The sequence below is a fragment of the Aeromonas sp. 600886 genome (assembly GCF_049174935.1).
In the GTDB taxonomy this organism is placed as follows: Bacteria; Pseudomonadota; Gammaproteobacteria; order Enterobacterales; family Aeromonadaceae; genus Aeromonas; species Aeromonas veronii_A.
Window position 1 is genome coordinate 108,654 of sequence record NZ_JAAKUB010000004.1, and the last position, 21,733, is coordinate 130,386.

Sequence of the window (21,733 nt, forward strand, 5' to 3'; positions counted from 1 at the left end):
CGATGACCGTGCATCATGACATGTCAGCAATAAGGACATAAATCGTGGCTACTGACCAAAATGGCGATCTGCTGATAAACGATGAGGGCACCGCCGCCCTCGATGCCAACGAGCAGAAGAGCTCGGCACTGGGATTCTTGTCCAATACCGATGTACTGCGCCAGATCACTCTGATCCTGGGGCTTGCCATCTGCCTGGCCATCGCCGTCTTCATCCTGCTGTGGGGCAAGGAGCCGGATATGCGCCCTCTTGGCACCTATACCACTCAGGAGCTGGTCAAGACCCTCGACTTTCTCGATCAGCAGAAGATCCCCTATGAGGTCGATGGCAAGAGCGTGCTGGTCAGTGCCGAGAACTTTGCCAGTATCCGGTTGGCACTGACCCGGGCCGGCCTCACCAATGCGGCCGATGTAGCCAATGGTGGAGAGGATATTCTGCTCAAGGACTCCAGTTTCGGTGTCAGCCAGCGGATGGAGGCCGAGCGCCTCAAGTTGAGTCGCGAGCGCCAGTTGGCGAGCGCCATTGAACAGTTCCAGAATGTGGCCAAGGCCCAGGTGCTGCTGGCCATCCCCAAAGATAACGTCTTTGCCCGCAACGAGCGCAAGCCCAGTGCTACCGTGGTACTCAACCTGAAAGGGGCGGCACTGGGGCAGGGGGAGGTGGACTCCATCGTCGATATGGTGGCCTCTGCGGTACATGGCCTGGAGCCGACTCGTGTCACCGTCACCGACCAGAATGGCCGCCTGCTTAATTCCGGCTCCCAGGATCCCGTCTCTGCCCAGACGCGCAAGGAATTTGCGATGCAACAGAAGCAGGAGCTGGAGTACAAGCAAAAAATTGACGCCATTCTGATCCCGGTGCTTGGCGCCGACAATTATACGGCGGAAGTGGATCTCTCCCTCGACTTCTCCCAGCAGGAGCAGACCCGCAAAACCTACAACCCGGATCTGCCTGCAGTGCGCTCCGAGATGACGTTGGAAGAGAACAGCTCCGGCGGCAGCAATGGCGGAGTGCCGGGGGCTCTCAGCAACCAGCCCCCTGCCGCGTCCAATATTCCTGAACAGGCCACTGGCGGTGATGGGGCCAGCGCTGCTGCCTCGGGGCGTTCTCGCAAAGAGGCGACCCGCAACTTCGAACTGGATACCACCGTCAGCCATACCCGGCGTCAGATGGGGGGCATTCGCCGCATGACCGTCTCGGTCGCGGTGGATTACAAGGCGGTGCCCGGTGCCGACGGGGCTGTGACCCGCGAAGCGCGCACCCAGGCGGAACTCGATACCCTGCGCCGTTTGCTGAGCGGTGGCCTTGGCTTTGATGTGACCCGTGGTGATACCCTCGAGGTGGTCGCCATTCCGTTCAATCGTCCCGAGCTTGATACCGTGGCCGAGGTGCCGCTCTACGATCAGCCCTGGTTCTGGCGTGCGGTACGGATTGCCGCCTCGGTACTGGTGATTATTGTCTTGATCGTCACCGTGGTTCGCCCCATGCTCAAGCGGTTGCTCTATCCGGATGCCAAGCCGGAAGGGGAAGTTGACTTTGACAACCACACCGTATTGGGGGGTGACGACGAGCTCAGCTTGCTGGCAGCCCAGGTTGAGGGAGAGCAGGTATTCGGGGTGCGCGATGGTCAGCTGAAACTGCCGGATCTGCACCGTGACGAAGATTTGCTCAAGGCGGTGCGTGCGCTGGTGGCGAACGAACCGGATCTGGCCGCTCAGGTCATTAAAGAGTGGGTAACCAAAGATGCCTGAAGAAACTAAAAGCCAGGTGACCGGCAACGACATTACCGACAGCCAGCGCCAGTTGCTGGATCAGATGTCCGGTATGGAGATGGCGGCTGTATTGATGTTGAGCCTCAACGAAGAGGATGCCGCCCAGATCTTCCGCCATCTCGAACCCAAGCAGGTGCAGCGGCTCGGTATGTCGATGGCCTCCATGTCCGATTTCAGTCACGATCGGGTGGCGGCGGTGCACCGTCAATTCATCGACGATATCCAGAAGTACACCAACATAGGTATCGGTAGTGAAGACTTTGTGCGCAAGGCGTTGGTGGCGGCCCTTGGCGAGGACAAGGCGAGCAATCTGGTGGACCAGATCATTCTCGGTTCCGGCGCCCGTGGCCTCGATTCGCTCAAGTGGATGGATGCCCGTCAGGTGGCCAGCATCATCCAGAACGAACACCCGCAGATCCAGACCATAGTGCTCTCCTATCTGGAGCCGGAGCAGTCCGCCGAGATCCTGAGCCAGTTCCCGGAGCAGGTGCGCCTCGATCTGGTGATGCGTATCGCCAACCTCGAAGAGGTACAACCGGCGGCACTGCAAGAGTTGAACGACATCATGGAGAAACAGTTCGCCGGTGCGGCCGGTGCCCAGGCAGCCAAGATGGGCGGCCTGAAGGCAGCCGCCAACATCATGAACTATCTGGATACCAATATCGAAGGCCAGTTGATGGACTCCATCCGCGAGTCGGACGAAGAGATGAGCCAGCAGATCCAGGATTTGATGTTCGTGTTCGAAAACCTCATCGATGTGGACGATCGCGGTATCCAGACTCTGCTGCGGGAAGTGCCTGGGGATCTGTTGCAGCGCGCCCTCAAGGGGTCCGACGATCAGATGCGCGAGAAGATCTTCAAGAACATGTCGAAACGGGCGGCAGAAATGCTGGCAGACGATCTGGAGGCCATGGGGCCGATCCGGGTCTCCGAGGTGGAGGCTGCCCAGAAGGAGATCCTCTCCATCGCCCGCCGTCTGGCGGATGCCGGCGAGATCATGCTGGGTTCCGGCGGTGGCGAGGAGTTCCTCTAAACCATGGCCAACTCATGTAACCTGTCTGCCGCCCAGTATGTTGTCTTGGCAAGGAGCGGCGCGAATAGATGAACAACAAGCTGCGTGGTTATGTGCGGCCTGAAGGGGAAGAGACCCGGGTAGAGGCCTGGGGCTGGCCCGAAATGGACGTGGTGGCTGAGGCCGAGACCAATGCGCTCGGTCTTGCACCTGACTGGTATCAGCAGGAAGAGGAGGTGGTGGAGCCGGAACCCGAGCAGGAGCCGACCCCCAGCATCACCGCCGAAGAGCTCGAAGCGATCCGTCAGGCCGCCTGGGAAGAGGGACTGACCGAAGGGCGCGAGGCCGGTTTTGCCAAGGGGCTCGAAGAGGGCAAGCTGGAAGGATTGCAACAGGGTCATGCTGCAGGTCTCGAACAGGGGCGCGAGGAGGGGCTGGCCATGGGGCGCGATCTGGTGGAGCAGGAGATCGCCCACTGGCAGGGTCTCGCCGCACGCCTTGCCAATCCCCTGAGCGCGCTGGATCTGGCGGTAGAGCAGCAACTGGTCTCGCTGGTGATGCAACTGGCCCGCGCGCTCATTCGCCATGAAGCAGAGACCTCGCCCCGCATCCTGCTGGAGGCGCTCAAGGAGGGGCTGGCGTTGCTGCCTGCCGCCGAGCAGGGGGTGACTCTGATGCTGCATCCCGATGACATCACGCGAATCGAGCAGGCATTTGGCGCCGACGAGTGCGCCAAGCGGCACTGGCGACTGCAGAGTGATCCCACCCTCTCCCCCGGCGATCTGCAACTGGTCACCGAGCTCTCCAGCATCGATCTGACCCTCTCCGGGCGCATCGATCAGCTGCTGCGCAACTTCTTGCGGGACAATGCGTCGCAGAAACCGGCCTCGCAGGATCCACGCCCATAACCGATGCCGGACGTTACCGTCCGGCTGCACTTTTTAGCTCTCAGGAGGCCAGATGAGCGGCTCGCTACTGAACCGGTTGCAAGGGTACAAGGTACGCGACAGCGCCCCCAAACCGCCGGTCGCCGGTAAATTGACCCGGGTGGTGGGGCTGACCCTCGAAGCCATCGGCTGCCGTGCCGCCATCGGTGCCCTCTGCCGTATCGATACCCTTGATGGGACGCTGGAGGCTGAGGTGGTCGGCTTCTCTGGCGATCGCCTCTATCTTATGCCGAGCGAGCAGCTCAAGGGGGTCATTCCCGGTGCTCGGGTGGTGCCCATCACCGAAGAGCATGGTATTCCGGTCGGTATGAATCTTCTCGGTCGGGTCATCGACGGCATCGGCCAGCCACTCGATGGGCTCGGCCCCATTTTCTCCTCCCAGACCGTGCAGTTTGCCCAGCATCGCATCAACCCGCTCTCTCGTCGCCCGATCCATCAGCCGATGGACGTGGGGGTGCGCGCCATCAACGCCGTGCTGACGGTGGGTCAGGGCCAGCGGATGGGGCTGTTTGCCGGTTCCGGTGTCGGTAAATCCGTGCTGCTGGGTATGATGACCCGTGGCTCGGTGGCGGATGTGGTGGTGGTCGGCCTCATCGGTGAACGGGGCCGTGAGGTGAAAGAGTTTATCGAGGACATTTTGGGAGAGGAAGGGCGAGCCCGCTCCGTGGTGGTGGCCGCTCCCGCCGATGCTTCGCCGCTGATGCGGCTCAAGGGGTGTGAAACGGCGCTGGCCATTGCCGAGTATTTTCGCGATCAGGGGCTCAATGTGCTGCTCTTGATGGATTCGCTGACCCGTTACGCCCAGGCTCAGCGGGAAATCGCACTGGCGGTGGGCGAGCCGCCAGCGACCAAGGGCTATCCACCGTCGGTATTTGCCAAATTACCGGCGCTGGTAGAGCGGGCTGGTAACGGCAGCGACGGCCAGGGCTCCATCACCGCCTTCTTCACCGTACTGACCGAGGGGGATGACCTGCAAGATCCCATTGCCGATGCGGCGCGGGCGATCCTCGATGGCCACATAGTTCTGTCGCGCGATCTGGCCGATGCAGGCCACTATCCGGCCATTGACATCGAGAAATCCATCAGCCGGGTCATGCCCATGGTCACTTCACCTGAGCACATGGAGTTGGCGCGCACCCTCAAGCAGTTTTACTCCCTCTATCAGCAGAACCGGGATCTCATCACCATCGGTGCCTACAGTCAGGGTTCCGACCCCCGCATCGACCGCGCCATCATTCAAAAACCCTACCTGGATCAGTTCTTGCAGCAGGGGATGCGCGAGGTCATTCACTACGATGATGGCCTGCAAGCCTTGCAGATGGTGGCGATGCCCTTGATGCGTTGATGACGGTTGGGAAGAGAGGGGGCGACTATGAGTAAAGGGTTGCTATTGTTGGCAGAGCGGCTGGCTGAGGCAGAGCAGCAGTGTGCGCTGGCGCTGGTGAAGGCGCAGCAGGATCTCAAGCTGTTTATGGATCAGCAAAATGCCCTCAACCAGTACCGCCAGATCTACCACCAGCAGTGGACCGATCGCGGTTTACAAGGGATTTCGCCCCAGCAAAACAGCCAGTATCACGCCTTTATCAACAAGCTTGAGCAGGCGGCGACCCAGCAATACGAAGGGGTGCTGCAGGTGCGTCAGGCGCTGGAGCAACGTCGTGGAGAGTGGCTGGCTGCCCAGCAGCGACGCAAGGCGGTAGAGCTGTTGCTGGAGAAGCAGGCGAGCCGCGAGCAGCAGAAAGCTCTGCGTCAGGAGCAGAAGATGCTGGATGAGTACGCCATGTTGCGGCGTTTTCATCAATCTGGCCTGTAACTTGCTTTGATCTGGACATTGTCGGCGGCCATCTCGTAGGGGGCCGCCAGAATTCAGGGATGCCATCATGATGCAGACAGTGTTGACACAAACGCCTTCGGCTGCGGCCAACGGATTGGACAAAGCGCCTCTGAGCAGCTCAGTCGAGAGCAATGGCATCGATCTGGGGGGGCGCGACAGCAAGGGTGATTTCGCCACTCTGATTGCCAAGGCCCGGAACAGCGAACAGGGCGCCGCCGAGGCTACTCAGGGCGATAAAAATGTCCGTTCAGCCAAATCTTTGGCGACCGAGGGCGCCTCTCCCAAAGAGGAGGCCAGCAAGGAGCAGGAGCCTGGCGCCGACAACAAGGCGGAGGAGCTTCCTGCCACCGACTTTCTGCTCCGTCTGCAAGATTCCCTCAAGCTCGATACCTCGCTAGTGACACCCCAACTGGCGGTGGCGGCCCAACAGAGCGCCACTGCGGCAGACGGCAATCCGTTGCCGCAAGAGGGTGCGCTGGAGGGGATTGCGCTTGATGAAAGCGAGCAGTCCCCTGCAACTGTCAGGACTGTACGCCAACTTGCCGATCAGTCCGGGGCGCAGTCGCTTCTGGCTACGACTGGTAAATCTTCCCTTGAAACTCCGGTTTCACTCTCTGCAGGAGGAGTGATTGAGCAGGGCGACGCCTCGACCGCCGTACTGTCCTCCGCTCCCAACACTTCTGAGGGGAAGGATGCCGCCGCCACCCAAGATGGTCAGCCCGGGGAGAAAGTCTCTGCCAAGGGTGAAACTCTCGGGGCAGATGGCAAGCTCACCAAGCCCCTTACGGGGGCTGAGCGGATGGCCCAACTGGCCAGGGTGTTGCCGGTTGAGGCGTCCGCCAATGCGGCAAATAGTGGTGAGTCACCCGCAGTGAAAGAGGGAGATGACAGCAAATCCGACCCCGCTGCCAGCAGCGTCGTGACCGGCAAGGGACAAGCTGCTCAAGCCGCGACTCAGGGGGCGGTGCTCAAGGCATTCGGTGAGGGGGGCAAACAACCAGATGCGGGTAGCTCAACCACTTCTACTGCCGTAGAGAGCATCGCTAATGGGGCTGGCAAGGGAGCTGATAAGAGTAGCGCCGAGGGGGGACAGCAGGCAGCGACAACCACATCCTCCAATCCAGGTGCGGCGCAAGTGACGACAGTGCAAAGTGCCACAGCCCAGAGCAGCGTGACGCCAAATGTGACGACTCAGACCGATAGCGCTGCCGCACCCGTGATGGTGGCGCCGCAGCAGGTGTTGGCGCAGTCCGAATCTCAGGGGCCGCAAGCACCGCTGTCGAGCATTTCAGCCGGGATCAGGCAGATGGAAGTGACGGGCACCGACGAGGTGCGCAAAGCGGTTTCGCTTGAGGTAAAACCGAAGGCCGGTGAGTCTGAGAAGAGTCTTGTCGCTACGACATCGAGCAGCGAGAGCAGCCAGAGCCAGACTGTACAGCATGGCCAGAACAGCCAGCCTCAGCCCCAGGTGGCCGACAGCCGGGCGCCCGCCGCTGAGGGCACGTTGCGCCGTGAACCGCAGAATTTACCCCATTTGAAACTGTCTAGTCAGGAAGCACCCGCCGAATTGCACCAGAAGGTAAACCTGATGCTGGCCGACAAGCTGCAGCAGGCCGAGCTTCAGCTAGACCCCATCGGCCTTGGCAAGATGAAGATCAAGATCCAGATCGACGCATCCAGCCAGGCGAGCGTCCATTTTGTAGTCCAGCACGGACAGACCCGTGAGATGCTGGAGCAGGCGATGCCCCGTCTGCGTGAAATGCTGGCGGGGCAGGGGATCCAGCTTGGCCAGACCCAGGTGCAGCAGCAGTCACAACAGTCACCGCAGCAACAACAGCAGGGTCAGTCGGCGTTTGCCGGGCAGGGACAATCAGGAGAGGGACACTCCGGTCATAGCCATCTTGACGGGGAGGTCACTACGACCAACCCCAATTTGTCGGTGGAATCGACAAACGGTTCAGGAATAGATTTCTATGCTTGATGCAATCCCGAGTAAGTTTATGATATCGAACAAGTTTGAGACTAGGGTGGACAAGGGATGGCTGACGATAACGAATTGACGCTAAAAGACCCGGCTGCGGGCAAGAAAAAGAAGCTGATTATTATCATTGCCCTGGCGGTCATTTTGCTGGGCGGTGGTGGAGCTGGCGCCTGGCTTATGCTGTCCGGCTCGGATACCCCCCCTGCCGAAGCGGCGGAGGGTGCTGAGGCCAAACCCAAGGTGGAAGCACCCCAGCCATCCCTTTATGTCGGGATGCCGCGTCCCTTTGTCTTCAACGTCGCGGGAGCCCAGCGGGATCGACTGGTGCAGATCAAGATCCAGCTGATGGTGCGCGGCACCGCCGACGAGACGCTGGCCAAACAGAATATACCCCTGATTGAAGGCACCTTGCTGCGGGTGTTCAGTGCAGCCAGTGCCGAACAGCTGATGACCTTTGAAGGCAAGGAGAAGCTGCGCAAGGATTCACTGGAAGAGTGCCGTCGGGTGCTTAAGGACCTGGTCTCTTCCCCCGTTATCGAACAAGTGCTGTTTACCGGCTTTGTAATGCAGTAGGTGAAGCGTGAGCGATCTGTTAAGTCAGGACGAAATTGATGCCCTCTTGCACGGTGTCGATGATGTCGAAGAGGAAGAGATAGGCGGTGCCGGAGACCCCGGCGTTGCCCAGTTTGACTTCTCTTCCCAGGACCGCATCGTCCGTGGCCGGATGCCGACCCTGGAGCTGGTGAACGAACGTTTTGCTCGCCACATGCGGATCAGCCTGTTCAACATGATGCGTCGTACCGCCGAGGTCTCCATCAACGGGGTGCAGATGCTGAAGTTTGGTGAGTATGTTCACACCCTGTTCGTGCCGACCAGCCTCAATATGGTGCGTTTCCGGCCATTGAAAGGAACCGCACTCATCACCATGGAGGCACGACTGGTTTTCATCCTGGTGGAGAACTTCTTCGGTGGTGACGGGCGCTACCACGCCAAGATTGAGGGGCGCGAGTTCACGCCGACCGAGCGACGGATCATCCAGATGCTGCTCAAACTGGTGTTTGAGGATTACAAGGATGCCTGGGCGCCGGTGATGGACGTAGGGTTCGAGTATCTCGACTCTGAAGTGAACCCGGCGATGGCCAACATCGTCAGCCCGACCGAAGTGATTGTGGTGAGCTCGTTTCACATCGAACTCGATGGTGGCGGCGGCGATTTCCACGTGGCCATGCCCTACTCCATGCTGGAGCCGATCCGTGAACTGCTCGATGCCGGTGTACAGAGTGACAAGGGTGACACAGACGTGCGCTGGAGCAAGGCACTTCGTGACGAGATCATGGATGTAAAGGTCGAGTTGAGGGCCAAACTGCTGGAGACCGAACTCACCCTGCGTGAACTGATGGAGCTGCAGCCGGGAGATATTATTCCGGTCGACATGCCCGAACATTTGCTGGTCTACGTGGAAGATTTGCCCACCTTCCATGCCAAGATGGGGCGGACCAAGGAGAATGTGGCACTCAAGATCACCGACAAGCTCAAGCGCCCGGAAGGGGTCAAGACCGAGATGCATCTGGTGACCCGGGGTGGTGTACGTATCGATGGTGAGGCCGAGCTTGAAGAGCTTGAGCGCAGCATCGAAGAACAACAGCGTTAATCGACGGTTTGCAGTTATTGATCGTCACGAAGTGGCATAAGGAAACAAGATGAGCGGAACAGAGGAAGAGGATCTGATGGCTGATGCCTGGGCGGCAGCACTGGAGGAGCAGGTGACGGCGGAAGCCAAACCGGCCCCGCTGGAAGAGCTCAAGGACGATGCCCCTATCAGTGCCGAGGAGCGGCGCAAGCTTGACACCATTCTGGATATTCCGGTCACCATCTCGATGGAGGTCGGTCGCAGCCAGATTAGCATTCGTAACCTGCTGCAGCTCAACCAGGGCTCGGTCGTGGAGCTGGATAGGGTGGCGGGCGAGCCCCTCGACGTGCTGGTTAACGGTACCCTGATCGCTCACGGCGAGGTGGTGGTGGTGAACGACAAGTTCGGTATTCGCCTGACCGACGTCATCAGCCAGATTGAACGGATTAAGAAACTCAAATGATGCGTCTGCTGCTGTTGTGGCTGCCATTGCCGGTGTTTGCCGAGGTGGGGGGGGCCGCCAACCCTCCCAGCCTGAGTTCCTGGCTGCTCTCCAGCCTGATGGTGCTCGGGCTTATTCTGGTGCTGGGTTTCTTGCTCAAGAAGAGCAAAATTGCCACCGCCATGGGGGGCGGGCAGATGAGAGTGATTGCTACGCTGCCTGTGGGCTACAAGGAGAAGTTGCTGGTGGTCAAGGTGGGTGAGCAGCAGCTGCTGGTCGGCGTAACGCCGCAGCAGGTCAACTTTCTCTATCGGCTGGAGGAGCCGCTGGACGAACAGCAGCCGCAGGCATTTTCCCAGCAGCTGGGTAAGTTGATGGGCAAACATGAAAAAAACTAACGGCTTGTTGTGGCAAAGCGGATTGCTGGCCAGCCTGTTGATTTCGCTGCTTTGCGCCTGGCCTGCGTTGGCGCAGGACGGCATGTCGGCAGTGACCGTCAAGACCATGGGGGATGGCTCTCAGGAGTACAGCCTGACCCTGCAGGTGCTGGCGTTGATGACGGCACTTTCATTCCTGCCGGCAATGGTCATCATGATGACCTCGTTTACCCGTATCATCATAGTGTTGGGTATCTTGCGTCAGGCGATCGGTCTGCAACAGAGCCCCTCCAATCAGGTGTTGATCGGCATAGCCCTGTTCATGTCGTTCTTCATCATGTCGCCTGTGCTGGATCGCATAAATGACGAGGCACTGCAGCCCTATCTTGCCGAAACCATTGAGGCCAAGGAGGCGCTGGAACGGGCTGAATTGCCCATCCACCAGTTCATGCTGGCCCAGACCCGGATCAAGGATCTCAATACTTTTATGGAGATCGCCAACGTGCAGGTGGAGAAGCCTGCCGATGTGCCGCTGCGGGTGCTGATCCCGGCCTTTGTCACCAGCGAACTGAAAACAGCCTTCCAGATTGGCTTTATGCTGTTCTTGCCGTTTCTGGTCATCGATCTGGTGGTCGCCAGTATCTTGATGGCGATGGGGATGATGATGCTCTCGCCGATGATCGTCTCGTTGCCTTTCAAACTGATGCTGTTTGTGATGGTGGATGGCTGGAACCTGATCCTGGGTTCGCTGGCCAACAGTTTCGGACTGGGTGCCGGTTAACCGGTCCCATGCAAGGAGCCCGAACATGAGTCCAGAAACCTTTGTCGATGTATTTCGTGAGGCGCTCTGGCTGGTCAATATCATGGTCAGCGCCGTGATCCTGCCCAGCCTTGCTATCGGGTTGGTGGTAGCCATCTTTCAGGCCGCCACCTCCATCAACGAACAGACCTTGAGCTTTCTGCCCCGTCTCATCGTGACCCTTTTGGCCCTAGGGATTGGTGCTCACTGGGGAATGCAGAGTCTGATGGACTTCTTCATCCTGATGGTCAATCAAATTCCCGAGGTGGTGGGGTGACCTATACCACCGCTCTGATCATGGAGTGGTTGTCGTCCATTCTCTGGCCACTGGCTAGAATAAGCAGCCTTTTCATGGTGATGGCGGTATTTGGCAGCCGGCTGGTCGCCGCTCGGATCAGGTTGGGGCTGGCGGTAGCCGTGACGTTTCTGGTTGCTCCTCTGCTCCCTCCCATGCCCCCAGTGGAGCTCTTCTCTGCCGGCAGTTTTCTGGTCTTGGGCCAGCAGCTGCTGATCGGTATTGCGCTGGGGTTGATGACCCAGTTTCTGATGGAAAGCTTCGTGATGGCGGGGCAGGTGATAGCCATGCAAACCAGTCTGGGTTTTGCCACCCTGGTGGATCCGATGAATGGCCAGTCGGCCCCTGTGGTCGGTCAGTTTTATCTGATGCTGGCGACTCTGGTATTTCTGGCGCTTGATGGTCATCTGGTGATGCTACGCCTGGTTATCCTCAGTTTTGAGACGCTACCCATCTCCGATAGCGGTCTGTCACTCTCTTCTATGCAAACCCTGAGCGCGTTCCTGGGGGTCATGTATCAGGCCTCGCTGGTGATGGCCCTCTCTGCCATCGTGGCGCTGTTGCTTATCAACTTCGCTTTTGGCGTGATGACCCGGGCAGCCCCCCAGCTCAATATTTTCAGTATCGGTTTTGCCGTCAGCATGATGTCGGGTTTGCTTATCCTCTGGCTTACGATCGGCGGGTTCCTCGGCCATTTCGACACCTTGTGGGAGCGGGTGCAGGAGGTCAGTTGCGAGCTGATTGACACCCAATGTTTCGGAGGTGTCAATGGCTGATACCGACCAGGAACGTACCGAACAACCCACGGGCAAACGACTGCAACAGGCCCGTGAAAAAGGGCAGATTGCACGTTCAAAGGAGCTGGGAACAGCCAGTGTGCTGTTGTCAGCCGTATTTGGCCTGCTGTTTATCAAGGGTTACCTGGCGAACGCCATGCTCAAGGTGGTGACCATGGGCTTCACGCTGAACAGAGAGCAGGCTTTCGATCCCAATGCCATGGTTGCCATGGTGCCGGCGCTGCTGGGGGAACTGGTGTTTCCGCTCGGATTGCTATTCGCTCTGGTCGCTATTGCAGCTTTTATCGGCAATATCCTGATGGGGGGGATGAACTTCTCCACTGAAGCAATGATGCCGAAATTCAGCAAGATGAGCCCCATCAGCGGGTTCAAGCGGATGTTTGGGGTGCAGTCACTGATTGAGCTGGTCAAGTCCATCGCCAAGGTGGTGTTCATCACCCTGTTTGCCTGGTGGATGCTCTCCAGCCAGTTTGATCATCTGCTCAACCTCTCCATGGAGGGATTCCCCGGTGGGATTATAGATGCCCTCGACCTTTTTTTGTGGATGCTGATCATTCTTTGCTGTGCCCTGTTGCCTATTGTGGCCATCGATGTGCCGTTCCAAAAATGGAACCATATGCGTCAGCTCAAGATGACCAAGCAGGAGGTGAAGGACGAGTTCAAGGATAGCGAGGGTAAACCCGAGGTAAAGGGCAAGATCCGCCAGTTGCAGATGCAGATGGCGATGCGCCGGATGATGGGGGATGTACCCAAGGCTGATGTGGTGATCACCAACCCGACTCACTACTCGGTAGCGCTCAAGTATGATGCGGGCAAACCCGGTACTGCGCCCAAGGTCTTGGCCAAGGGAACTGATGAAATTGCAATGAAGATCAGGGAGATAGCTAGAGAATACGAGATACCCATCATGCCGTCACCGGCCTTGACCCGGGCTATCTACCACTCTACCGAGTTGGGCCACGAGATCCCGGAAGGGTTGTTTGCGGCGGTTGCCCAGGTTCTGGCCTATGTCTTCCAGCTCAAGAAATTCCGCCGTGGCCAGGGGCGCCGTCCTCAGCCGCTGGCTAAAGATCTGCCCATTCCGACCGAATATCGCAAATGACAAAGTTCTGACGTTGTCAAAATAAATTCATTGCATTTCAATGTGTTGCATTGTTGGCTTAATGTTTGCTTTAATCTGGCACCAGCAGGTTGACATTGAGAAGAGCGATGGAATTCAAGGCAGTATTGGGCCAGTTAAAACAGTCTCGGGGAGTATTGAGCAAAGGCCTTGGTACCCCTCTGCTGGTATTGGCCGCGCTCGGCATGGTGGTGTTGCCCATCCCGCCACTGATGCTGGATGTGCTCTTCTCCTTCAACATTGCGCTCTCTATCGTGGTGCTGCTGGTATCCGTCTATACCCGGCGCCCCCTCGAATTTGCTGCTTTCCCGACCGTATTGCTGCTGGCCACCTTGCTGCGGCTGGCATTGAACGTGGCCTCGACCCGGGTGGTGTTGCTGGAAGGTCACAATGGCAGTGCAGCGGCAGGCCATGTGATCGAGGCATTCGGTAATGTGGTGATCGGCGGTAACTATGCAGTCGGCATCATCGTCTTTACTATCCTGATGATCATCAACTTTGTGGTTATCACCAAGGGGGCCGGGCGGATCGCGGAAGTGAGCGCCCGTTTTACTCTGGATGCGATGCCGGGCAAACAGATGGCCATCGATGCCGATTTGAATGCCGGCCTCATCAACCAGGAAGAGGCGAAGAAGCGTCGCCAGGATGTGACCCAGGAAGCGGACTTCTATGGCTCTATGGATGGTGCTTCCAAGTTCGTCAAAGGGGATGCCATTGCGGGCATCATGATCCTCTTCATCAACATCATCGGCGGCTTTATCATCGGGATGATGCAGCATCATCTTACCTTCAGGGAGTCTGCCGAGATCTATACCCTGCTGGCGATAGGTGACGGTCTGGTGGCGCAGATCCCCTCCCTGTTGCTCTCTATCGCCGCCGCCATCATAGTGACCCGTCAGAATACCGATCAGGATATGGGCACGGCGGTATTGGGCCAACTGTTCGACAATCCCAAGGCCTTGATCATCTCTGCCGGTATCCTGCTGATGATGGGACTGGTGCCGGGGATGCCGCACTTCGCCTTCCTGAGTCTGGGGGCGATCGCTGCCGCTGGAGCCTGGTGGCTGCTGCGCCGCGAGAAGCTGGCGGTAGCCAAAGCAGCCAGCGGCGAGTTGATGCCGACCAGTACTGACCAGCCATCGCATGAACAGAAAGAGTTGAGCTGGGACGATGTGATGCCGGTAGACATCATCGGGCTGGAAGTGGGTTACCAGCTAATCCCGCTGGTGGATCGCAATCAGGGGGGCGAACTGCTCAACCGGATCAAAGGGGTGCGCAAGAAACTCTCGCAAGAACTGGGCTTTCTGGTGCCTGCCGTCCACATCCGCGACAACCTGGATCTGGCACCAAATCAATATCGCATCACCTTGATGGGAGTCAGTACCGGCGAGGCCAGCGTCTACCATGATAAAGAGATGGCCATCAACCCGGGGCAGGTATTCGGCCAAATTCAGGGGATTGCTACCCGGGATCCCGCGTTTGGACTTGAAGCAGTGTGGGTAGCCAAGGAGCAGGTGTCACAGGCGCAGACCCTGGGGTATACAGTGGTGGATACTGCGACCGTAGTTGCCACCCATTTGAGTCAGATCTTGACCAACCATGCCTCACTGTTGCTCGGCCATGACGAGGTACAACAACTGCTCGACATGATTGGCAAACACCAGAGCAAGTTGGTCGAAGGGCTGGTGCCGGAAGTGATCAGCATGGGTAACCTTGTGAAGGTATTGCAGAATTTGCTCAATGAAGGGGTGCCAATCCGCGATATGCGCACTATCCTGCAGACCCTGGTTGAATACGCGCCGCGCAGTCCGGATCCGGAAGTGCTCACCGCGGCTTGCCGGATTGCCCTGCGTCGTCTGATTGTGCAGGAGATTGCCGGCCCAGACCCAGAGCTACCGGTGATAACATTGGCACCTGAATTGGAACGTATATTGCATCAATCCCTGCAGGCGGGTGGAGGTGATGGTGCCGGTATTGAGCCGGGTCTGGCGGAGCGAATGCAGCGCTCGCTGGTGGAAGCCACTCAACGACAAGAATTGGAAGGCCAACCGGCCGTGCTTCTGACATCGGGGATCTTGCGCAATACCCTGGCAAAATTTGTCAAGAATGCCATTCCTGGATTGCGCGTTCTGTCTTATCAGGAAGTGCCCGACGACAAGCAGATCCGCATCGTCAGTGCGGTAGGGCAGAACTAGTTAGCGGAGACGACGGGTGAAGATTAAGCGGTTTTTTGCCAAGGATATGCGAACGGCTCTGGCCGAGGTCAAGGAGACGCTCGGGCCTGACGCTGTCATCATGTCCAACAAGAAGGTCACCGGAGGGGTAGAGATAGTCGCCGCAGTCGATTATCAATCCCAGGTTCCGGGGCCCAAAGATGCGCCGGTTCGCCGTCAGCTGAACGATGAGAGTGTCAATATTTCGTCTGCTGCTCGGCAGATGACCCGCCCCGAGCCCACAAAGGTTCAGGAACAGAACGAACATTATGCCGATACCCTGGCAGCCTTGCTGGCGCGCCAGCAGAAGCTCAAGCCGGGCAATGGGGCGCCAATGGGCAATACCCAATCGGCCGGTCTGGCCGCTGCCAATGCAGCGCCCAGAACATTGGCCGAGCAGGGGCAATGGGGCGCCGCCCCGGAACCTGTCAAGCCCAAAGCCCGGGTTGCCTCCGCCCAGCGTTCTTCTCAACCTGCTCAGCGGGATCAGGAGATGGAGGGGATGCGCAAGGAGATGGCCAGTATCCGCAAATTGCTGGAGCACCAGATCTCCGGTCTGATGTGGCAGGAAGTTGAGCGACGTGAGCCGATGCGGGCTCTGCTGATCAAGGAGCTCAAAAAGATGGGCTTTGACGATGCGTTTGCCGATCAACTGGCGGGGCTGATCCCTGAAGACATGCCCATCCATCAGGCGATGGCCCAGTTGGCGGAAGTGTTGACGGCTCAGCTCAAGATCAGCGAGGACGAGATTTTACGTCAGGGGGGCGCCGTTGCCCTGCTGGGGCCGACCGGGGTGGGCAAGACCACCACCATCGCCAAATTAGCCGCCCGTTTTGCCATGAAGTATGGTGCCGAGCAGGTGGCCCTTATCACCACTGACAACTACCGGATCGGTGCTCATGAGCAATTACAGACTTATGGCCGGATCATGGGCTGTCCGGTACGTCAGGTGCGTGATGCCGAAGAGCTGGCCAATGCCCTCTATCAGTTCCGCCACCGTCGGCTGGTATTGATCGATACGGCAGGCGTGGGGCAGCGGGATATCCGGCTGACCGAGCAGCTCGATACCCTGGTCAAGAATGCCAAGGTGAGGATCCGCAGCTATCTGGTGATGTCGGCAACCTCCCAGCGTCGGGTAATGCAGGAAGCGGTTGACCATTTCCGGCGCATTCCCTTGAGCGGCTGCATACTTACAAAGTTGGATGAGAGTCTGAATCTGGGCGAAGTAATTAACGTGTGTATCCAGAATGCCTTGCCTATCAGTTACATCACGGATGGGCAGCGGGTTCCGGAAGATATTCAGGTTGCCAATGCGGCGCAGCTTGTCGGCGCGGCCATGGGCTCGCTGGAGCGAGAAACAGAAGAGCCCTATTTCTGGGGCACAGGCTTTGGCGAGGCCGAAGATTCGGAGTTTTATGAGTAACATGTATATGGATCAGGCGAGTGGTCTGCGCAAAATGCGTCAAAACAATCGAGTAAAAGTGATCGCCGTTTCCGGTGGTAAAGGTGGCGTGGGCAAGACCAACGTGACCCTGAACGTGGCCGGAGCCATGGCGGCCCAAGGCAAACGGGTAATGGTGCTGGATGCTGACCTTGGTCTGGCCAACGTCGACGTCATGCTGGGGCTGCGGGTTCATCGCAATCTCTCTCACGTGCTGGCAGGTGAGTGCACTATCGACGACATTATCGTTGAGGGACCGTATGGCATGATGATTGTACCTGCAACCTCGGGGACCCAGTCCATGGTCGAGCTTTCACCGGTACAACATGCCGGACTGATCCGCGCCTTCAGCGAGATGAAGACCCAGGTCGATATTCTGATGGTGGATACGGCGGCGGGGATCTCGGACATGGTGTTGAGTTTCACCCGTGCTGCGCAGGACATCATGGTGGTGGTGTGTGACGAGCCGACTTCCATTACCGATGCCTATGCCCTCATCAAGATCCTCTCCAAAGAGCACGGTGTATTTCGCTTCAAGGTAGTGGCAAATATGGTGCGCAGCCTGCGTGAAGGGCAGGAGCTTTTTGCCAAGCTGACCCGGGTAACCGATCGTTTCCTCGATACGTCACTGGAACTGGTTGCCTGCGTGCCTTATGACACCAATCTGCGTGCCGCCGTGCGCAAGCAGAAACTGATTGTCGAGGCGTTTCCCAAGTCGCCGGCGGCTTTGGCTTTCCGCGCATTGGCCAACAAAGCAGCTAGCTGGCCGGTACCAAACCAGCCTGGCGGTCATCTGGAGTTTTTCCTGGAGAATCTGTTGCAGACTCAGGCCACCACACAGGAAGGTTCCCGTGAATAAAGCCCAAGCGTACTTGCGTCATCAGGATTCCTATCTGCTGGTAGAGCGCCATGCTCCACTGGTCAAGCGGATAGCCCAGCATTTGCTGGCTCGCCTGCCAAGCAGTGTCTTGCTGGATGACCTGATACAGGCAGGTATGATTGGGCTGCTCGAAGCGTCACGGAACTTTGATGGTAGCAAGGGAGCCAGTTTCGAGACCTATGCCGGGATCCGTATCCGTGGTGCCATGCTGGATGAGATCCGGCGTGGTGATTGGGTGCCCCGTTCCGTGCATCGAAACAGCAGAGCGATTGCCGAAGCGATCGAAAATGTGGAGCAAGCCAATGGACGGGATGCTCGCGACGCGGAAGTCGCAGCGCAAATGGGGGTCTCTCTCGCTGATTATCATGTCATGCTGCAGGATGTCTCCTGTGGCAAGATCATCGGTATCGAGGATCTGGGGGTCAGTGAGGATGTGATCGGTAACCCTGATGAAGCTCCGTCAGGCTCGGGGTTTGATGAACTGGCCACAGAACGATTTCAAATTCAACTGTCGGAGCAAATTGGTCGCTTACCGGAGAGAGAAGCCCTGGTTCTCTCTCTTTACTACGATGAAGAGCTGAATTTACGTGAAATTGGCGAGGTTTTGAATGTGAGTGAGTCGCGCGTGAGTCAGATACATAGTCAGGCAATGCACAGACTACGCGCTCGTTTGAGAGATTGGCATCTATAAGTGTTTGTACTGGCTACACTGAGATGAAACTCTAAGGCATAATCCGCATGACACAACCCGTTTTTAGCATCATGTAAGTGAGCCACTGAGGTGGCTATTGAGGAGGGAATTTTGGACAAGAACATGAAAATCCTCATTGTTGACGATTTTTCAACGATGCGCCGGATTATCAAGAACTTGCTTCGCGACCTTGGGTTCAACAATACCCATGAAGCGGATGACGGCAACACAGCATTGCCGATGCTGAAAAATGGTGATTTCCAGTTTGTGGTTACCGACTGGAACATGCCAGGCATGCAAGGTATCGACCTGCTGAAAGCCATTCGTGTCGATGAAAAGCTCAAGCATCTGCCGGTACTGATGGTGACGGCAGAAGCCAAACGCGAGCAGATCATCGAAGCCGCGCAAGCCGGCGTTAACGGTTATATCGTCAAGCCTTTCACTGCAGCAACGCTCAAAGAAAAACTCGACAAAATTTTTGAACGCCTTGGCTAAGGAGCAGCAGGGATGATGGCCAAAACGAAAGCAATGATTTCGCTCGACCAGGCAAGGATGCTTGTTGCTCATCTGGAGCAAGGTGAATTCGAGCTGGCCGATGAACTGCTTGCCAATGTATGTGCCCCCAACGCAGCCGATCTGTTTGAAAAAGTTGGTCAGCTGACCCGACAACTGCATAACTCACTTCAAGAATTTCGTCTCGACCCCCGAATTCCCGATTTGGCCACCCATGACATTCCCGATGCGAGGGAGCGCCTCAATTACGTCATAGATATGACCGACAAGGCTGCTAATCGCACCATGGATGCGGTAGAGGCCAGTCTGCCAATAGCGGATCGCCTGAATGATAATATCCAGCTGGTGATGCCCAACTGGAATGCACTGATGTCCAGAGATATGAGCGTGGGGCAGTTTAAGTCCTTATGCCATCAACTTGATGATTTCATTAAGGCTTCTGAGTCAGATGCCGATAAGTTACGACAACTGCTGACAGAAATTCTGATGGCACAAGACTTTCAGGATTTGACAGGCCAGATGATCCGCAAGGTCATAAAACTGGTTCAGGAAGTTGAAACAAAATTAATAGAAATGCTGACTATGTTTGGTGAGGCTGCAGCTGAGCATTCAACTCGTACTCTCCCTGTGAACGCTGTGAACGGGATTGAAGCCGAAGGCCCAATCATGAATCCAGAGGCGCGTGCCGATGTAGTCAATGGTCAGGATGATGTGGACGATCTGCTGTCTAGCTTGGGATTCTAATGGAGTGACGCATGGCCTTCGAAGTTGATGAAGACATACTGCAAGACTTTCTGGTCGAAGCATCCGAAATATTGGAACAGTTGTCTGAGCAACTGGTCGACTTGGAAAAGCGGCCTGATGACAAGAATCTGTTAAATGCCATCTTTCGCGGTTTCCATACCGTAAAAGGTGGTGCCGGTTTCCTGTCTTTGGGGGAGTTGGTTGACGTATGCCACGGCGCTGAAAACGTATTTGATATCTTGCGTAATGGCAAGCGAACCGTGACTGCCGAACTGATGGACGTGATCCTGCAAGCGCTGGACGCCATAAACGTCATGTTCGCCCAAGTACAAAACCGTGAAGCGCCAAGTCCTGCGTCTGATGATCTGCTCCATGACCTCCACGAGTTGTGCAAGCCTGAAGGAGAAGAGCAACTCCGAACCGCGACAAGTGGCGCTATTGCCATGGAGCAGGAGGCTGTCACTCCTGTTGTTGAGGTTGTCTCCGACCCCGAGGTTGTTGAACCGATAAACCAGGCCAGCGATCCTGCTCCTGTTAACGGGGGCGGATCCATAGACGAGATTTCAGCTGATGAATTCGAGCGTCTGCTGGATGAGCTGCATGGCGTGGGGGGCACACCAACCAAGAGTGCGGCAGGAGCGACTGTTGCTGGCGAATCTGGCGATATAACCGATGATGAGTTTGAGGCCTTGCTGGATCAACTCCATGGTCAGGGACAGCACATGGGGGCGCCAGAGGTGAATCCTCTGAAGTCGGTGCAAAAAGAGGTGGACGAGCTTATCGATGATGATGAGTTTGAACGCCTGCTTGATGAATTGCATGGTCGTGGCCAAGGTCCTCAGAGTAGTATGGCACCTGCCGCACCTGCCGCACCTGCCGCACCTGCCGCACCTGCCGCACCTGCCGCACCTGCCGCACCTGCCGCGGTGACTGCGCCCAAACCGACAACACCTGTAGCCAAACCTGCACAGGCTGACCCCGCAAAACCTGCCGAAGCAGCCAAGGCATCAGCGCCTGCCGCCAAGGCTACGCCAGCTCCTGGCGAAAACAGTGCAGTGCAAAGCGATACGACGGTGCGGGTGGATACCAAGACCCTTGATGTCATTATGAACATGGTAGGTGAGTTGGTACTGGTTCGTAACCGGCTGGTGAGTCTGGGTATTGCCAGTAATGATGAAGAGATGTCAAAGGCGGTTGCCAATCTGGATGTGGTAACGGCTGACCTGCAAGGTGCGGTGATGAAAACCCGCATGCAGCCAATCAAGAAGGTATTTGGTCGTTTCCCGCGCGTGGTACGTGATCTGGCCAGAACCCTCAAAAAAGAGATTGAGCTGGTGATGGTTGGGGAAGAGACCGACCTCGACAAAAACCTGGTGGAGGCGCTCGCCGATCCTCTTGTTCACCTTGTTCGCAACTCCTGCGATCACGGGGTCGAAATGCCGGATGTGCGAGAGAAAGCGGGCAAGCCGCGGCAAGGGACGATCACCCTTAGCGCCTCCCAGCAAGGCGATCATATCCTGCTTTGCATTGAGGATGATGGCGCCGGGATGGACCCGGAAAAACTCAAGTCTATTGCGATCAGCCGCGGTGTGCTGGATGCAGATACTGCCGCGCGCATGAGTGATAACGATGCCTATAACCTGATCTTTGCCCCCGGATTTTCGACCAAGTCCGAGATCTCCGATATCTCTGGCCGTGGTGTCGGAATGGATGTGGTCAAAACCAGTATTGTCAGCCTCAATGGGTCAGTGCACATCGATTCTACCTGGGGTAAAGGCACCCGTCTCGAAATCAAGGTTCCGTTGACGCTAGCCATTCTGCCGACCCTGATGGTTGAAGTGGGTGAGCAGACCTTCGCGCTTCCCCTTGGTTGTGTGAACGAGATTTTCCATCTGGATCTGAAGAAGGCCAATATGGTCGATGGTCAGCTCACCATCATTGTGCGTGATAAGGCGATTCCCCTCTTTTATCTACACAAGTGGTTGATCCGTGGTACCAACAAGCGCTCACGTCAGGATACCGGGCATGTGGTGATCGTGCAGATTGGCACTCAGCAAATCGGGTTTGTGGTCGACAGCCTGATTGGTCAAGAAGAGGTGGTGATCAAGCCGCTCGATAATCTGCTGCAAGGCACCCCTGGCATGGCCGGGGCGACCATTACCAGTGATGGTGGAATTGCCCTTATTCTGGATGTGCCGAGTCTGCTCAAAGCATATGCGCGTAGACATTAATCGCTCAGGCCCAA

Annotated in this window: 21 protein-coding genes; all 21 read left to right on the forward strand. The window is 57.2% G+C overall.

What is annotated here, in order from left to right:
• The first annotated feature begins 44 nt into the window (after positions 1-44).
• The gene (gene fliF, locus G5179_RS04815; RefSeq protein ID WP_266134068.1) at positions 45-1,751 is read left to right on the forward strand and encodes a flagellar basal-body MS-ring/collar protein FliF; all 1,707 of its coding nucleotides are present in this window, start codon (positions 45-47) and stop codon (positions 1,749-1,751) included.
• On the forward strand, positions 1,744-2,805 hold the full coding sequence (gene fliG, locus G5179_RS04820) for a flagellar motor switch protein FliG (RefSeq protein ID WP_216951816.1): 1,062 nt from the start codon (positions 1,744-1,746) through the stop codon (positions 2,803-2,805). Before fliF ends, fliG begins: the two co-directional genes overlap by 8 nt.
• 68 nt (positions 2,806-2,873) lie before the next feature.
• Positions 2,874-3,692, forward strand: a complete 819-nt coding sequence (fliH, locus tag G5179_RS04825) for a flagellar assembly protein FliH (protein WP_216951815.1) — start codon at positions 2,874-2,876, stop codon at positions 3,690-3,692.
• A gap of 52 nt (positions 3,693-3,744) precedes the next feature.
• Positions 3,745-5,076, forward strand: coding sequence for a flagellar protein export ATPase FliI (gene fliI / locus G5179_RS04830; protein ID WP_421254383.1), 1,332 nt, complete (start codon positions 3,745-3,747; stop codon positions 5,074-5,076).
• 27 nt (positions 5,077-5,103) lie between these two features.
• Positions 5,104-5,544 carry a flagellar export protein FliJ gene (fliJ, locus tag G5179_RS04835; RefSeq protein ID WP_216951813.1) on the forward strand — a complete coding sequence of 147 codons (441 nt, stop codon included), beginning with the start codon at positions 5,104-5,106 and terminating at the stop codon, positions 5,542-5,544.
• 67 nt (positions 5,545-5,611) lie between these two features.
• Positions 5,612-7,546 (forward strand): flagellar hook-length control protein FliK, encoded by a 1,935-nt coding sequence (locus G5179_RS04840; protein WP_421257979.1) that lies wholly within the window; start codon positions 5,612-5,614, stop codon positions 7,544-7,546.
• A gap of 57 nt (positions 7,547-7,603) precedes the next feature.
• On the forward strand, positions 7,604-8,119 hold the full coding sequence (fliL, locus tag G5179_RS04845) for a flagellar basal body-associated protein FliL (RefSeq protein WP_227341088.1): 516 nt from the start codon (positions 7,604-7,606) through the stop codon (positions 8,117-8,119).
• Positions 8,120-8,126: 7 nt separating this feature from the next.
• On the forward strand, positions 8,127-9,197 hold the full coding sequence (gene fliM / locus G5179_RS04850; protein ID WP_005343961.1) for a flagellar motor switch protein FliM: 1,071 nt from the start codon (positions 8,127-8,129) through the stop codon (positions 9,195-9,197).
• Between the two features lie 49 nt (positions 9,198-9,246).
• Positions 9,247-9,639: a flagellar motor switch protein FliN gene (gene fliN, locus G5179_RS04855; RefSeq protein WP_005343964.1), complete on the forward strand. Its 393-nt coding sequence runs from the start codon at positions 9,247-9,249 to the stop codon at positions 9,637-9,639.
• Positions 9,636-10,016 carry a flagellar biosynthetic protein FliO gene (gene fliO, locus G5179_RS04860; RefSeq protein ID WP_421209535.1) on the forward strand — a complete coding sequence of 127 codons (381 nt, stop codon included), beginning with the start codon at positions 9,636-9,638 and terminating at the stop codon, positions 10,014-10,016. The genes fliN and fliO overlap by 4 nt, the downstream gene beginning before the upstream one ends.
• On the forward strand, positions 10,003-10,776 hold the full coding sequence (gene fliP, locus G5179_RS04865; protein WP_421209533.1) for a flagellar type III secretion system pore protein FliP: 774 nt from the start codon (positions 10,003-10,005) through the stop codon (positions 10,774-10,776). Before fliO ends, fliP begins: the two co-directional genes overlap by 14 nt.
• 25 nt (positions 10,777-10,801) lie before the next feature.
• Positions 10,802-11,071: a flagellar biosynthesis protein FliQ gene (fliQ, locus tag G5179_RS04870; RefSeq protein ID WP_005334727.1), complete on the forward strand. Its 270-nt coding sequence runs from the start codon at positions 10,802-10,804 to the stop codon at positions 11,069-11,071.
• Positions 11,068-11,865, forward strand: a complete 798-nt coding sequence (gene fliR / locus G5179_RS04875; RefSeq protein WP_216951808.1) for a flagellar biosynthetic protein FliR — start codon at positions 11,068-11,070, stop codon at positions 11,863-11,865. Before fliQ ends, fliR begins: the two co-directional genes overlap by 4 nt.
• Entirely contained in the window at positions 11,858-12,988 is a 1,131-nt protein-coding gene (flhB, locus tag G5179_RS04880; protein ID WP_421257980.1) for a flagellar biosynthesis protein FlhB, read from the forward strand. The genes fliR and flhB overlap by 8 nt, the downstream gene beginning before the upstream one ends.
• A gap of 107 nt (positions 12,989-13,095) precedes the next feature.
• The gene (gene flhA / locus G5179_RS04885; RefSeq protein ID WP_216951806.1) at positions 13,096-15,201 is read left to right on the forward strand and encodes a flagellar biosynthesis protein FlhA; all 2,106 of its coding nucleotides are present in this window, start codon (positions 13,096-13,098) and stop codon (positions 15,199-15,201) included.
• A 16-nt stretch (positions 15,202-15,217) separates the two neighbouring features.
• Positions 15,218-16,642, forward strand: a complete 1,425-nt coding sequence (flhF, locus tag G5179_RS04890; protein WP_227341085.1) for a flagellar biosynthesis protein FlhF — start codon at positions 15,218-15,220, stop codon at positions 16,640-16,642.
• A gap of 34 nt (positions 16,643-16,676) precedes the next feature.
• Positions 16,677-17,519: a MinD/ParA family protein gene (locus G5179_RS04895; RefSeq protein ID WP_408082997.1), complete on the forward strand. Its 843-nt coding sequence runs from the start codon at positions 16,677-16,679 to the stop codon at positions 17,517-17,519.
• On the forward strand, positions 17,512-18,231 hold the full coding sequence (locus tag G5179_RS04900) for an RNA polymerase sigma factor FliA (protein WP_216951804.1): 720 nt from the start codon (positions 17,512-17,514) through the stop codon (positions 18,229-18,231). The genes G5179_RS04895 and G5179_RS04900 overlap by 8 nt, the downstream gene beginning before the upstream one ends.
• Before the next feature lie 111 nt (positions 18,232-18,342).
• Positions 18,343-18,726, forward strand: coding sequence for a chemotaxis response regulator CheY (gene cheY / locus G5179_RS04905; protein WP_041234108.1), 384 nt, complete (start codon positions 18,343-18,345; stop codon positions 18,724-18,726).
• A gap of 12 nt (positions 18,727-18,738) precedes the next feature.
• Positions 18,739-19,488, forward strand: coding sequence for a protein phosphatase CheZ (locus G5179_RS04910; protein WP_421257981.1), 750 nt, complete (start codon positions 18,739-18,741; stop codon positions 19,486-19,488).
• Between the two features lie 11 nt (positions 19,489-19,499).
• Positions 19,500-21,719 carry a chemotaxis protein CheA gene (locus tag G5179_RS04915; protein WP_421257982.1) on the forward strand — a complete coding sequence of 740 codons (2,220 nt, stop codon included), beginning with the start codon at positions 19,500-19,502 and terminating at the stop codon, positions 21,717-21,719.
• The last annotated feature ends 14 nt before the right edge of the window (positions 21,720-21,733 follow it).

What these genes read in the sequence shown, in the direction of transcription:
- fliG (WP_216951816.1), top strand. Translation starts at nt 1,744, where the DNA reads ATGCCTGAAGAAACTAAAAGCCAGGTGACCGGCAACGACATTACCGAC.
- fliH (WP_216951815.1), top strand. Translation starts at nt 2,874, where the DNA reads ATGAACAACAAGCTGCGTGGTTATGTGCGGCCTGAAGGGGAAGAGACC.
- fliI (WP_421254383.1), top strand. Translation starts at nt 3,745, where the DNA reads ATGAGCGGCTCGCTACTGAACCGGTTGCAAGGGTACAAGGTACGCGAC.
- fliJ (WP_216951813.1), top strand. Translation starts at nt 5,104, where the DNA reads ATGAGTAAAGGGTTGCTATTGTTGGCAGAGCGGCTGGCTGAGGCAGAG.
- G5179_RS04840 (WP_421257979.1), top strand. Translation starts at nt 5,612, where the DNA reads ATGATGCAGACAGTGTTGACACAAACGCCTTCGGCTGCGGCCAACGGA.
- fliL (WP_227341088.1), top strand. Translation starts at nt 7,604, where the DNA reads ATGGCTGACGATAACGAATTGACGCTAAAAGACCCGGCTGCGGGCAAG.
- fliN (WP_005343964.1), top strand. Translation starts at nt 9,247, where the DNA reads ATGAGCGGAACAGAGGAAGAGGATCTGATGGCTGATGCCTGGGCGGCA.
- fliO (WP_421209535.1), top strand. Translation starts at nt 9,636, where the DNA reads ATGATGCGTCTGCTGCTGTTGTGGCTGCCATTGCCGGTGTTTGCCGAG.
- fliP (WP_421209533.1), top strand. Translation starts at nt 10,003, where the DNA reads ATGAAAAAAACTAACGGCTTGTTGTGGCAAAGCGGATTGCTGGCCAGC.
- fliQ (WP_005334727.1), top strand. Translation starts at nt 10,802, where the DNA reads ATGAGTCCAGAAACCTTTGTCGATGTATTTCGTGAGGCGCTCTGGCTG.
- flhB (WP_421257980.1), top strand. Translation starts at nt 11,858, where the DNA reads ATGGCTGATACCGACCAGGAACGTACCGAACAACCCACGGGCAAACGA.
- flhA (WP_216951806.1), top strand. Translation starts at nt 13,096, where the DNA reads ATGGAATTCAAGGCAGTATTGGGCCAGTTAAAACAGTCTCGGGGAGTA.
- G5179_RS04895 (WP_408082997.1), top strand. Translation starts at nt 16,677, where the DNA reads ATGCGTCAAAACAATCGAGTAAAAGTGATCGCCGTTTCCGGTGGTAAA.
- G5179_RS04910 (WP_421257981.1), top strand. Translation starts at nt 18,739, where the DNA reads ATGATGGCCAAAACGAAAGCAATGATTTCGCTCGACCAGGCAAGGATG.
- G5179_RS04915 (WP_421257982.1), top strand. Translation starts at nt 19,500, where the DNA reads ATGGCCTTCGAAGTTGATGAAGACATACTGCAAGACTTTCTGGTCGAA.